Here is a 13,282-nt window from a genome sequence, read left to right as displayed (position 1 = left end):
CAAAAAAAGAGATATGCTATCAGAGAAAATGAGTGATGAAGTCTCTGACAGTTGGGCAAGATGTGTCTCCTCTGGTCTTAATCCTTTTTCTAATCCAAAAAAAATTGTCATCTCATCTCAAGAATTAAAAGAAGCAAGACAGAAAAAAGAGGCTTTAAGAAGAATAATTATTCCTGAACTTGAACTTTTATATTCACAGGTTGCTGGTACTAATTTTATGGTAGCTTTTTCTAATGAGGAAGGATTAGTGCTGGATACTATTTTTGATAAGTCTTGTTTAAAAGAAGATGTTGGTAAATCTGTAATACCTGGATCTATTTGGTCTGAAAAGATTTGTGGAACTAATGGTCTAGGGTTAGCTACGAAATTAAAGAAATCAACTATTGTTTCAGGCAAAGAACATTTTTTTGTAAATCATGAAAAATTATCTTGTTTTGCAAGCCCAATTATTGATTACGATGGAAATACAGTTGGAATAATAGATGCATCAACAGATGCAAGATCTCGAGAACAACACACCCTTGCTTTAGTAAATTTAGCTACAAGAAGTATAGAAACTAAACTATTTATTAATCAATTCTCGAATGAATTAATATTATCTTTTCATCCAAGACAAGAATATTTATCGACAACAAGTGTAGGCTTGTTAGCTATCAATGGTGATGGAAATATTGTGGGCTCTAACTCTAATGCAAAAATTATGCTGCATGGTTTAGTAGATTTAAAAAATCAAAATTTTAACAACATATTTACGAATTCATTTTCATTAATTGTTCAAGATTTACTTAATGGGAAGGTAATTAAAATTAGTGATTATTTGGGTTCATCAGTTTTCTTAACTCAAAATAAAAATTTCAATCAAAATAAAGATTTTTTAAATTTAGATAAGTCTTATGCATGTAATAATTGCAAAGATACTAAAATAAAAAAACAGAGATGTACTTTAATTAGAGCGACTTTTTTAAAAACAAAAAATATCGCAGCAACTGCTAGAAAACTCGGAATATCCAGAACAACAATCTACAAACACATTAATAATTAAAACTATTACTTTTTTTCAAAAAATAAAAATAAGAAAATAGTGATGTTAAAAATACAAAAGACATCGATAATCTAAATGAATAAATTTCATTCATTCCAAGATTAATTCCAAAATCAATAATTATACCAATAATCCATTGGATAAAAAATGCACCAACAAATAATAATAAATTAAAAGATGTTAGTGCTTTACCAGCATTTGAAGTAGAGAAAGCCATTCCCACAGCAGGCTGAGTTAATGATAAAAAAATTGAACTTACTGCAAATAAGGCCCAGTAAGATGCGCCCGCGCTTGAGCCTAAATAAATAATTAAAAGTAACACTATTAAATTTAAAGGAGCACCCCACCTTAATAGTTTGACTGCATCTTTAATATTTTTAGAAAATTTCGGAACAAAATATCCCCATAACAAAAAAGAAAAAAGCAAACAAAAATAAATTAAAAACAATCCTTTCGCACTTTCTTCCGCAGTATAACCGGACACTCTAGTCATCCATGGACCTGCCCAAAGTGTTTGGATAGCAAAAAGGCCGCCATAATTAAAAAAGCCCACAGGCACTAGGCTTCTAAAAAATGAATTTTGCCAAACATTTTTCAGTTCAGCATATTTTATTTTATTTAATTTTTCTTCAGTTTGCCATTTAGGAATAAAAAGAATAATTAAAATTATACAAATCAATGTAAGTACAGTTAAAAAAATAAAAACTCCTCTCCATCCAATAGTGGGAATAAAATATTGTACTGGTAAACTAGAAGACAGCATTCCTATTGCACCAACCATAAGCATCCACGAATTTGCTCTTTGTTGAGTTTCATCTAGATACCAGACTCTATAAGCTGTTAATGGACCCATTAAACAGGCACCAACTCCAATACCAATTAATATTCTTGAAACTAAAAGCATTATAAAATTTTGTGCGTAAGCAAATAAAATTAATCCAACTATTGTTATTGATAAAAAATATGAAACTATTTTTCTTGGTCCTTTAGAGTCTAGCAAATATCCAAGGGGAATTTGAACAGTTGCAAAACCTAAAAAATATCCTCCTCCCAGCAGACCAAGTTCTGCAGCACTTAGATCAAATTCTGAAACTAATTCTGGAGATATAGTTGCGTTAATAGCTCTTAATAATGTTGAAATAAAATAACCTAAAGCAAAAATAAGAAAAATACTTACAGCTTTTGATTGTGCTAAAATGGGTTTGTTCATTAAGATTTTTGTAAAAATTAATTTACTTTATTTTTGCAGTTACCAGTTTCAAAAAACTCATTGATATTATCTATCGCTAAGTTAGCCATAGCAATTCTGGTATCTTTAGTTGCACTACCAAGATGAGGCAAAATAAAAACCGATTTATTTTTTAAATATCCAGGATTTAAATTAGGCTCATTTTTATAGACATCTAATCCTGCTGCATAAATCTTTCTTCTATTCAAAGCATCAATTAAAGCTTCATCGTCGACAATATCTCCTCTTGCAACATTTGTAATTACTGCTCCTTTTGGAAAATATTCAACTGTTTCTTTATTAATCATGTTCTCAGTTTCTTTTGTTGCAGGACAACAAATAGACAAAACATCTGAAACTGAAAAAAGACTTTTTAAGCTGTCATGATAAATAGCACCTTGTTCTTTATCTTCAGAAAGTTTTGATCGATTATGATAATGAATTATCATCCCAAGTGACCTTGCTATATTAGCAATTTTTTGACCTATTCGACCCATTCCTAAAATTCCAAGTCTTGTTCCTGTTAATTGTTTACCAATTAAATAATCAGCAGACCATTTCCAATTACTTTCTCTTGCAGCTTCAATTCCTTCTGAAGCTCTTCTGCAAGCACCTAATATTAATAAAATTCCAATCTCGGCTGTTGCATCAGATAATACCTCAGGAGTATTTGTAACTGCTATTCCCCTTTTTTTTGCAGCCTCAAGATCAATATTTCCAAAACCAACTGCAAAATTTGAGATTACTTTGATGCTGTCTGGCAATTTATTAATGGTCTCCTCATCCATTTTATCAGTAAGAGAAGTTAATACTGCATCACATCCTTGCGTTAATTCAATTAATTTTGATTGAGAATACAATTCATCATTTGAATTTAAATTAGCATCAAACATCTTAGATGCTTTGTCTTCACTCTCTTTTAATAATCTTCTAGTAATTAAAATTTTTTTCATAAATTTTTAAGTTAACGCAGTTGGTTTAGGTCCACCTGTATACCAATCTAATACTTCGATCGTATGAAGTATCGGCACCTTAGTACCATGAGAAATTTGGGTAATACAACCAATATTTCCTGTTGAAATAAAATCTGGTTCTAAACTCTCAATATTATTTACTTTTTTTGTTAAAAGTTGCTTTGCAATTTTAGACTGAAGAATATTATAAGTTCCAGCAGAGCCACAGCATATATGGCCTTCTGGTATTTCTAAAATTTCATTTTTTGTTTTTTCAAGCAATGAGATAGGCTGGTTGTGAACTTTTTGACCATGCTGCATAGAACAAGCTGAATGATAGGCAACTTTATATTTTTTATTCTTAGATTTAATATTTAATTTTAAACTTTCAAATATATATTCTGAAATATCCTTAGTTAATTCAGAGATTACTTTTGCTTTCTTGCTAAGTTCCTTATCATCTCTAAATATAAAACCATAATCTTTCATAGTTGTTCCACAACCAGATGTGTTAGATAAAATGGCATCTAAATTTCCTTTTTTATGTTCTTCATACCAAACATTGATATTATTTTTAAAGTCTTGATGTGCATCCTCTTCTTTACCAAGATGATGATTAAGAGAACCACAACATCTAATTTTTTTTGGCACAACTACCTCAACACCATGTCTATTCAACAATCGAATGGTTGCTTCATTAATTTGAGGTGAAATTTCTTTTTGTACACACCCAGTTAACAGTGCCACTCGTGCGATTTTCTTTTTACCAGTTACTTTATATATCTCTTTAATGGGTAAAGATTTTTTTGGAAAACTAGTCGGCATTAGGTCCATCATATCTTTTACTTTTGATGGCATTAAAAATTTTATTGGTTTTGCTAATTTTACAAGCCAACTTGAAAATTTAAAAACTTTTGGGTTAGGAAGAGTAATTGATAAAAAATATCTTATTAGTTTATCAAAAAAACCTCTCTCATAATTTTTTTCGATATATTTTTTTCCGTGGTCAATGATGTGCATATAATTTACACCTGATGGGCATGTGGTCATACAGCTGTAACAAGATAAGCATCGATCAATATGTTTAACTACTTTTTCTGTTGGTTTTTTATTATTTTCCAACATATCTTTAATCAAATAAATTCTACCTCTTGGCCCATCAAGTTCATCACCTAGAATTTGGTGTGTTGGGCATGTGGCATTACACATTCCGCAGTGAACGCATTTTTTAAAAATTTTTTCAGTCGCTTTGTTATCACTATTTTCTAATTGTTTATCTGAAAAATGAGTTTGCATTAAATTCCCCTATACATTTTACCAGGGTTAAATATTCTTTTTGGGTCAAAACTTTTTTTAATTTTTTCTGAAATCATTAATCGTACAGGGTCTACTGTAAATATTGTTTCCTCATAATCATACTCCTCAGAAGTTTTAATAATTGTCATGTATCCACCAAGTTCAATAGATTTCTTTTTAATTTCACCAACTTTATTATTCTTTTTAGGAGGAACTTCGACCCAAAATAATGAACCACACCAATCAATATAATATTTAAATTTATTTCCTAGATAGCTCATCATTTCAGAACCATTTGCAGGTTCAATTACAATTCTAAGTAAGTTGTTTTGCGTATTTTGAAACAATTCCAAATTATTTATTTTTTTCCAAAAAGGAGATGATTGATAATTATCAAGTGTAGCTATTTTGAATTTCTTTAAATCTAGTTCTTTTGTAATTTTTTTTGTTTTTTCATTAATTGAAACTTTATCTCCCTCAAGTCTAAGAGCTAGGTAAGGTCCTGTAAAATCTAAATCATTGAATTTAAAAATAGTTTCTTTATTTCTAATAAACATACTGTCGTCTGGTTCATCTGGTAAAAAAACTGCTCCAGTTATTTCGCTGCTCGATGAAGCAATTTTATCAAATAAATCATAGATTTTTTTCTTATCATCAACTTTAATGACAATAGTATTTGTTAATTGTTTTTTGGGTAAAACCTTTAGAGTTATTTCTGTTAAAGCTACAAGCGTTCCAAAAGCTCCAGATATGAGTTTTGAAAGATCATAGCCAGTTACATTTTTAACAACAGTCCCCCCAGATTTTATGATATCACCTTTACCATTTACTCCTCTAAATCCTAGCACATGGTCTCTAACACTTCCGACTTTAAATCTTCTTGAACCTGCATAATTACAAGACAAATATCCACCAATTGTTCCCTTATTTGGTTTGCCGTTTTTTATGTAACCAAAATCTAATGGTTCAAATGCTAATTCTTGATCATTTTTTTCTAAAGCATCCTCTATTTCTTGCAAAGGCGTACAAGCTATAACTTTGATATAAAGCTCCTCAGGAAAATATTCTATAATTCCTGATAGTTTTGATAATGAAACTTTATTCGCAGCTTGAGTTTTATTACCAATAAAATTTTTAGAATTAGATCCTGTTAACTCGATAGATGAATTTTTTTTATAAAAATCCTTAACTAAATCTGAAACCTCAAGTTCATCTTTAGGATAAAAAATATCGTTAGAATCTTGGAAGATCTGGGAATTTGTTTTCTGTTTTGTGGACACGTACCCTTCCTTCCTCAACACATTTCTTTAAAATTGGATAAACTTTACCTGGATTTAATAAGTTTTTCTCATCTAAAGATTTTTTAATATCTAATTGCTGTTGGATGTCATTATCATTGAACATTTCACACATTAATTCTCTTTTTTCGATTCCAATACCATGCTCTCCAGATATTACACCTCCAAGTCTCACACATGTTTTTAAAATCTCAGCACCAAACTCCTCTGTTTTACGTAACTGTTCTTTATCACTTCCATCGAACATAATTAGTGGATGTAAATTTCCATCACCTGCATGAAAGCAATTTGCAACAGGTAAATTATATTTCTTAGATAATTTTTGTATTTCAAGTAATGTTTGTGAAAGTTTCCCTCTAGGTATAACACCATCCATGCAATAGTAGTCTGGTGCCATTGCTCCACATGCTGGGAATGCAGCTTTACGTCCTGCCCAAAACGATAATCTTTCTTTTTCATTTTTGCTTAACTTTAAGCTTGAGCAATTATTCTTCTTTGCAATTTCACTAACTTTTTTTAGTAATTCGTTTACCTCTGACTCAGTTCCATCAAGTTCAACAATTACTAATAATTCTGCATCTCTTGGATATCCTGCTTTACTAAAATTGTCTGTTGCTTCAATTAATGCTTTGTCCATAATTTCCATACCGGCTGGAACTATCCCACTTGAAATTATTTCTGATGCTGCATCTCCTCCTTCTTGGATTGAGGGAAATCCTATCAAGGCTGCTTTAACTACTTCTGGTTTTTTTAAAATTTTAACTGTTACTTCTGTTACAACTCCTAACAACCCTTCAGATCCACAAATTAATCCCATCAAATCATAACCCTCTTGGTCAAATGATTTTCCACCAATTCTAGTTATAGTTCCATCCATCATAACCATTTCAACACCTAGGATATTATTCGTGGTTGTTCCGTATTTTAAAGAATGAACTCCACCTGAATTTTCTGCAACATTTCCACCAATTGAACACGCTAATTGACTTGATGGATCTGGAGCATAGTAAAACCCTTTATGCTGAACTGCATGGGTAATTCCTAAATTAGTTACACCTGGTTGAGTAACTACACATCTATTTTCAAAATCAATTTTTAAAATTTTATTAAACTTTCCTAAACCTAAAACAATTGCATCTTGTAAAGGTAGTGCACCACCTGACAATCCTGTTCCAGCACCTCTTGGAATAACTTTTATATTTTCCTGATAACAATATTTTAAAATTTCACTCACCTCATTTGTATTCTCAGGTAATACAACAGCTAAGGGTGTTTGAGTATAAACTGCTAAAGCATCTGTTTCATAAGGCTTGATTTCATCTGCGTGACTTAGAACATTTTCTAAATTTGTTAATCTTGAAAGATTTTTTACAATTTCATCTTTTCTTGTAATTATTGATCTATCGATTTTTGGTAGAGCCAATTCAGTCATAGACTTAACCTAACATTTTTTTGATGTTTTCCAATGCGTTAGAAATGTTGTCCTTTGATGCGGCGTAACTAAATCTTACGTAATCTACTGAGGTTTTTCCAAATGCTGTTCCAGGAACAATTGCAACACCTGCATCATGCATTGCTTTTTTGCAAAACTCAGATCCATTCATTCCTGTTCCACTTACATTTGGAAAGGCATAAAATGCTCCACCTGGCATACTACATTCGACACCTGGTAAATTATTTAGACCTTCATGAATTAACTTTCTTCTCTCATCAAATTTTTTCATCATTTCATGAATTGGATCATCAGGACCATCCAGTGCAGCTATTCCTCCAAATTGCGATGGTACATTCACACATGAAAAACTGTTAATTATTAATTTTGTAACATGTGGAATTAACTCTTCAGGCCAAACACTCCAGCCCATTCTCCATCCTGTCATGGCATACGCTTTACTCCAACCATCCAAAACAATTAATCGATCTTGTAAGTCAGGATAGTTAAAAAAAGTTGGCATTTCTTTACCATCAAAAATTTGTCTACTATAAATTTCATCACTTAAAATTGTTACATGCGGATGTTTTTTTAAACCTTCAGCTAAAACATCAACTGTAGATTTTTCAACAAAACTGCCTGTTGGATTATTTGGATTAATCAAAATTAACATTCTAGTTTTATCAGTAATTAAAGATAAAATTTTCTCAGGATCAAATTTTAAGTCTTTATCCTCTGTTAAGTCGTATGGAACTGCTTTTGCACCAGAATAATTAATCATCGACTCATAAATTGGAAAACCAGGTGTAGGGTGAATGATTTCGGTTCCAGGCTCGCCCAAACATTGAATTGCAAAATACATAGTAGGCTTGCCGCCTGGCATAATTAAAATTCTCTCTGGATCTACATCTTTATTATAAAGTTTTTTAATTTTTCTTGATACAGATTGTCTACACTCTAAAAGACCATTTGCTAATACATATCCATGATGACCATCATCTAAAGCTTTTTTTGCAGCATCAACTATATGTTTTGGTGTTTTAAAATCAGGCTGACCTAGACCTAGATGGATCATAGGTTTGCCTTGAGCTTCTAATTTTTTTGCTTCAGCCAAAACACTAAATGCAGATTCAGTGCCTAATCTTTCAAGACTCTTTGCTAGTTTCATTTTATTTTCTGTAAATAATTTTAGTTCTATTTAATTCACTAATGTTTTTACAACCCATTAGTACCATGTTTCTGTTAATTTCATCATGCATATTTTGCAATAGACGTTCAACACCTGGTTGACCTCCGGCACCTAATGCAAATAAAAACATTTTTCCAAAACTACAAGCTTTTGCTCCAGCTGCTAAAGCTTTTAAGACATGGGTTCCTCTTCTTACTCCTCCATCTAAAATAATTTCTAATTTATCTCCAACTGCATCAGAAATTTCTTTAACTTGATCAAATGGAGATCTAGAACCATCTAACTGTCGTCCTCCATGATTTGAAATCATTATTGCAGTGCAACCAATATCTATTGCTCTTTTTGCATCTTCAACAGACATCACTCCTTTTAGAGCAAAAGGCTTTCCCCATTTTTTTACACAATATTCAGCATCTTTCCAATTCATTGCGGGATCGTATTGTTCATTAATGTACTCAATTACAGATTTTGCAATGTTAGTACCCTTATCAGTTTTTGTTGCAACATTAGCCAATTGAAATTTTTCATGGGTAAAATAATTAAAAACCCATTTTGGATGCATTGCAAAACTCATTAAACTTTGAAGAGTTAATTTTGGTGGTGTTGTAAATCCTGTTCGGTGATCTCTTTCTCTATTTCCAGCAACCAATGTATCAACTGTTAAACACATCCCATCAAAATTGGCTCTTTTACACCTTTCAATTAAATCATCGGTAATACCTTGATCTTTATGAACATAGAGTTGAAACAATTTAGGACCACTTGAAACATTTGATATTTCTTCAATAGTAGTGTTTGCCATTGTTGACATGCTATAAAAAGTTCCAAATTTCTCTGCTGCTCTTGCAGAAGCTTTATCTCCTTCATGATGATAGAGTCTTTGCATAGCAGTAGGTGCTAAGAATATTGGCATGTCTATTTTTTTGCCAAACACCGTTGTTGACAAATCTGGCTTTCCTACACTTGCAAGAACATTGGGTACTAAATCACAATCGCTGAATGCATCCGTATTTCGTTTTAAAGTTATTTCATCATCTGCACCACCATCAATGTAATGGAATATAGGTGAAGGAAGATTTTTTTTTGCAAGTTTTCTAAAGTCACTAAAATTGTGACAATCTTTTAAATTCATAATTTTTATTAAAAATTTCGAATAAAATTAAACATGTAACTATTTGCACCAGGATTTTTATCTCCTAAACTTGCATTTGATACATGATTATATGAAACACCAAAACTTGTTTTATCCGATGCAGCATAAGATAATTGAACTTCAGATTTGAATTCCAATACATGGCCTAGATCTTTTCCATCTCCCTCATGATATAGTCCTGGAGCAAAACTAGGTGTAAAAGTTAATCCTCCCATATCCACGTTCCATTCTATTCCAGTATAAATATATGCAGCTGAATTTTCCGTAACAAATCCACCTGTAATTGGAGATACGTTTCCTAGAAATGTATCTCTATTTAAATTCTCATTTTGATGTTGAAAACCAACTAAAATTGCTTTTTGCTTATCGTCACTAAAATCAAAGTTACCTGTAAAAAAGTTTATTTGATGTTCATTATTGTTAACCTCTTCTCCAAAAGCAAAACTAGTTGAAGAAAAAATTAATAATAAAATAATACTTAAACGTTTTAAAATCATTGACCTTATTTAGCAGATTATTTTTTAAATTTTATAAGTTTTTTTGCTATTATCGCACCACCTAAAAATAAGATCAATAGAGGTAAAAACCATAATAAATAGGTATTTTTATTAAATTTTGGATCATATAAAATCCAGTCTCCATATTTATCAGTTAAAAATTTATAGATTTGGTCTTCTGTTAACCCTTGTTGAATTTTATTCTCAACTACCAATTTTAAGCTCACTGCAAATTCTGAGTCAGAATCATAAACTGATTGTCCTTGACAAACTAAACATCTCAAATTTTTAGTTATCTCTTTTTTTAGTTCATTCTCGCTAGCATTTAATAAATTAAAGGAAAAAAAAGTTAAAAATAAAAAAATAAATTTGTGTGTCTTCATTGAATCATCTTTTCAATTTCTTTAATCGAATTTTCATTAAGTGGACCGATAAATTTTTTAACAATTTTATTATTATATATTATGAAAGTCTCAGGCACTCCAAAAGCCCCCCACTCAATTGCTCTCGTGCCGTCCTGATCTATTAAAATTTCTTTGTATGGATTACCTAATTCATTTAAAAATTTCTCAGCGTTTGAGATCTTATCTTTGTAATTTAAACCTATAAGGTTTAAATTTTTATTTTTACTTAAAGCAACTAAAATTGGATGTTCATCTCTACAAGGTACACACCAAGAAGCCCATATGTTAAACAGATAAAATTTATTCTCATCAAAAAGTTTTTGAGATTCTATTTCCTCTTTTGAAAAAAATGATTTTGATAAAAATTTAGGAATTTCTTTTATTTCACTCTTAGGTTCATAAAAACTTGATTTATTTAAACCTTTATAAAAAATTACAAATACAAATATAAAAGAAATTATTATCAAAAAAGAAATTATTCTTCTTTTCATAAACTTTTCCGTTTAAAAAAACTAATTGATCCACCTAAAGAAATTAATAATACTGATATCCAGATCCATAACATAAATGATTTTACCTGATATCGAATATTGAAATATTCTTCATTTTGCACTGTATTCATCGTAATAAATTTATCTGATAAAAATGTTATTTTAATATCAGCTTCACTAGTAATAATATTTGGTTGGTTATAAACTCTCAATTCAGGCTCTAGTTTTTCTTTAGAGTTGTTGTCTTCTATTAAAAAATAACCTTTAAATGATAAGAAATTCTTCTCTTCAAATTTTTTAAGATCATTAAATTCAATTTTAAATTTTTCATTTTTAAAAGTTTCACCAACTTTTAAATTTGTTATCACTTCGCTTGAAAAAATATTGTTAAATAAAATACTTAAAATCAGTAAACTAAAACCGAAATGTGCTAAGTTTTGAGAAAAATTTTGAGTCTTTTCTCTGAAAAAATCTCTAACTGTAATAAAGAATAAATAAAGTGCGCTTCCAATTAAAATGCTATTGATCAGTAGATTGTCTCCAAAATTTTTTACAATCACAAAAGATATAACAAAAGAAATAATTAGAAAAAATACTAAGTATTTTTTTCCTTCTAATGAAGAAGATTTAATCCATTTTAACTGAGGACCTAATGCCATGAATATCAAAAAAGGAATTAAAAAAGGAATTATTAATTTATGATAAAAAGGAGGTCCAACAGATATTTGTTCAGATGAAATAACATCTAAAAAAATTGGATAAACTGTTCCAATTAAAACCACTGACAAAAAGTACATCATTAACCAGTTATTAATTAATATTGATGTCTCTTTGCTAAATAATGTAAATGAAATTACCTCTTCTTTCTCTGATTTATGAAAAACAAAAAAAACAAATAGTGAAACAAAAATAAGTACAAATAAAAAAGATAAAATAAATAGACCTCTTTCTGGATCATTTGCAAATGTGTGTACAGAGTTTAAAATTCCAGATCGTACCAAAAAAGTTCCACACATACTTAATGTGAATGTTGTTATAGATAATATTATTACCCATGATTTAAGAGTAGATCTTTTCTCTAAAACTAAAACACAATGTAATAATGTTGTTAATGCTAACCATGGCATTAGTGAAACATTTTCTACTGGATCCCAAAACCAAAACCCTCCCCATCCCAATTCATAGTAAGCCCAAATTGATCCTAGCAAGATTCCTAGTGTTAAGAATAACCAAGATATTAATACCCACTGTTTAATATGAGTAGCCCATAACTTTGAAATATAATTCAAACTAGTTGCAGCTAGTACACTCGAAAAGATTATGGAAGATCCAACATAGCCTAGATAAAGCATTGGTGGATGAATTACTAATGCAGGATCTTGTAATATAGGATTAAGACCCAACCCTTCTGTTGGAGTTGGAAAAATATGATTAAAAGGATTTGAAGAATCGATTAGAAAAATAAAAAACCCAATGATTATTATTTGCTGAAATAAAACTGTTAAAATTCTATAATTTTTTAATAATTTTTTAGATCTAAGTAAAAAAATAAATATAAAAAGAGTTAGAACTAGAAGCCATAATAATAAACTTCCTTCATGGTTACCCCAGGTACCAGAGATTTTATAAAACAAAGGTTTTGTTGTATGAGAATTATTATAAACAGTTTCATTGCTAAAGTCAGAAATTATAAAAGAGATTATTAAACCTAAAAAACTAGTTATAACTAATAATAATTGGATAAATGAAAAACTAATAATTTTACTATCAAAGATACCCTCATTTTTGAAATTTTTTATTGAAAAAAAAAATATAGGTAAAGATACAACAAGACCAAAAATTAAAGAGTAATATCCAATTGTACTATAGATCATTATTTTTCTTCTAAGGCTGCCTTAACTTCTGGAGGCATATAATTCTCATCATGCTTTGCAAGAATTTTTGACGCTTCAAAAAAATTCCTATCTTTTAAGAATCCTTCTGCAACAACACCTTTACCTTCAGAAAATAAATTTGGAACAAGTCCTGAATATGTAACATTAATCTCATTTTTAAAATCTGTTATTGTAAAATTAACTTCATCAGTTGACATATTTATTGAACCTTTTTTTACCATTCCTCCAATTCTAATTTTTTTAGTATCAAGTTCGCCAACTGATTTAATCTCTGATGGAGATTTAAAATAAACTACGTTCTCTTCTAAAGATTTAAGTACTAAAAAAACTGATAAAACTAAAACTGATATAATTAAGAGTATGAAAAAAAATCTTAGTTTAACTTTTCGACCATACATGGCTCA

The 13,282-nt window shown here is 29.9% G+C and carries 13 protein-coding genes; 1 reads left to right on the top strand and 12 read right to left on the bottom strand.

Going from position 1 to position 13,282, the window contains the following annotated elements:
* The first annotated feature begins 13 nt into the window (after nt 1-13).
* The gene (locus B9N70_RS06530) at nt 14-1,042 is read left to right on the top strand and encodes a sigma-54-dependent Fis family transcriptional regulator (protein WP_231909389.1); all 1,029 of its coding nucleotides are present in this window, start codon (nt 14-16) and stop codon (nt 1,040-1,042) included.
* Here the strand turns inward: B9N70_RS06530 and B9N70_RS06525 are convergent.
* From B9N70_RS06525 to ccmE, 12 genes are read right to left on the bottom strand one after another with little or no spacing between them, the layout of a single operon-like run.
* Nucleotides 1,032-2,252, bottom strand: coding sequence for an MFS transporter (locus B9N70_RS06525; protein WP_085114989.1), 1,221 nt, complete (start codon nt 2,250-2,252; stop codon nt 1,032-1,034). The genes B9N70_RS06530 and B9N70_RS06525 overlap by 11 nt on opposite strands.
* Before the next feature lie 17 nt (nt 2,253-2,269).
* On the bottom strand, nt 2,270-3,223 hold the full coding sequence (locus B9N70_RS06520; RefSeq protein ID WP_085114988.1) for a 2-hydroxyacid dehydrogenase: 954 nt from the start codon (nt 3,221-3,223) through the stop codon (nt 2,270-2,272).
* 6 nt (nt 3,224-3,229) lie between these two features.
* Nucleotides 3,230-4,519, bottom strand: a complete 1,290-nt coding sequence (gene glcF, locus B9N70_RS06515) for a glycolate oxidase subunit GlcF (protein WP_085114987.1) — start codon at nt 4,517-4,519, stop codon at nt 3,230-3,232.
* Nucleotides 4,519-5,799, bottom strand: coding sequence for an FAD-binding protein (locus B9N70_RS06510; protein WP_085114986.1), 1,281 nt, complete (start codon nt 5,797-5,799; stop codon nt 4,519-4,521). The genes glcF and B9N70_RS06510 overlap by 1 nt, the downstream gene beginning before the upstream one ends.
* The gene (locus B9N70_RS06505) at nt 5,753-7,249 is read right to left on the bottom strand and encodes an FAD-linked oxidase C-terminal domain-containing protein (RefSeq protein WP_085114985.1); all 1,497 of its coding nucleotides are present in this window, start codon (nt 7,247-7,249) and stop codon (nt 5,753-5,755) included. The genes B9N70_RS06510 and B9N70_RS06505 overlap by 47 nt, the downstream gene beginning before the upstream one ends.
* Before the next feature lie 4 nt (nt 7,250-7,253).
* Nucleotides 7,254-8,417: a pyridoxal phosphate-dependent aminotransferase gene (locus B9N70_RS06500; protein ID WP_085114984.1), complete on the bottom strand. Its 1,164-nt coding sequence runs from the start codon at nt 8,415-8,417 to the stop codon at nt 7,254-7,256.
* A gap of 1 nt (nt 8,418) precedes the next feature.
* A complete protein-coding gene (locus tag B9N70_RS06495; RefSeq protein ID WP_085114983.1) occupies nt 8,419-9,570 on the bottom strand; it encodes an alpha-hydroxy acid oxidase in 1,152 nt (383 codons plus the stop codon).
* Nucleotides 9,571-9,578: 8 nt separating this feature from the next.
* On the bottom strand, nt 9,579-10,088 hold the full coding sequence (locus tag B9N70_RS06490) for an acyloxyacyl hydrolase (RefSeq protein ID WP_085114982.1): 510 nt from the start codon (nt 10,086-10,088) through the stop codon (nt 9,579-9,581).
* Nucleotides 10,089-10,105: 17 nt separating this feature from the next.
* On the bottom strand, nt 10,106-10,471 hold the full coding sequence (locus B9N70_RS06485) for a cytochrome c-type biogenesis protein (protein WP_085114981.1): 366 nt from the start codon (nt 10,469-10,471) through the stop codon (nt 10,106-10,108).
* Complete coding sequence (locus tag B9N70_RS06480; RefSeq protein ID WP_085114980.1) at nt 10,468-10,983, bottom strand: DsbE family thiol:disulfide interchange protein; 516 nt, start codon at nt 10,981-10,983, stop codon at nt 10,468-10,470. The genes B9N70_RS06485 and B9N70_RS06480 overlap by 4 nt, the downstream gene beginning before the upstream one ends.
* Entirely contained in the window at nt 10,980-12,857 is a 1,878-nt protein-coding gene (locus B9N70_RS06475; RefSeq protein ID WP_085114979.1) for a heme lyase CcmF/NrfE family subunit, read from the bottom strand. Before B9N70_RS06475 ends, B9N70_RS06480 begins: the two co-directional genes overlap by 4 nt.
* A complete protein-coding gene (ccmE, locus tag B9N70_RS06470; protein ID WP_085114978.1) occupies nt 12,857-13,276 on the bottom strand; it encodes a cytochrome c maturation protein CcmE in 420 nt (139 codons plus the stop codon). Before ccmE ends, B9N70_RS06475 begins: the two co-directional genes overlap by 1 nt.
* Nucleotides 13,277-13,282: the final 6 nt, after the last annotated feature.

It is taken from the genome of Candidatus Pelagibacter sp. HIMB1321 (assembly GCF_900177485.1).
Lineage (GTDB): Bacteria > Pseudomonadota > Alphaproteobacteria > Pelagibacterales > Pelagibacteraceae > Pelagibacter.
This window is presented reverse-complemented; position numbering and strand designations above follow the sequence as displayed.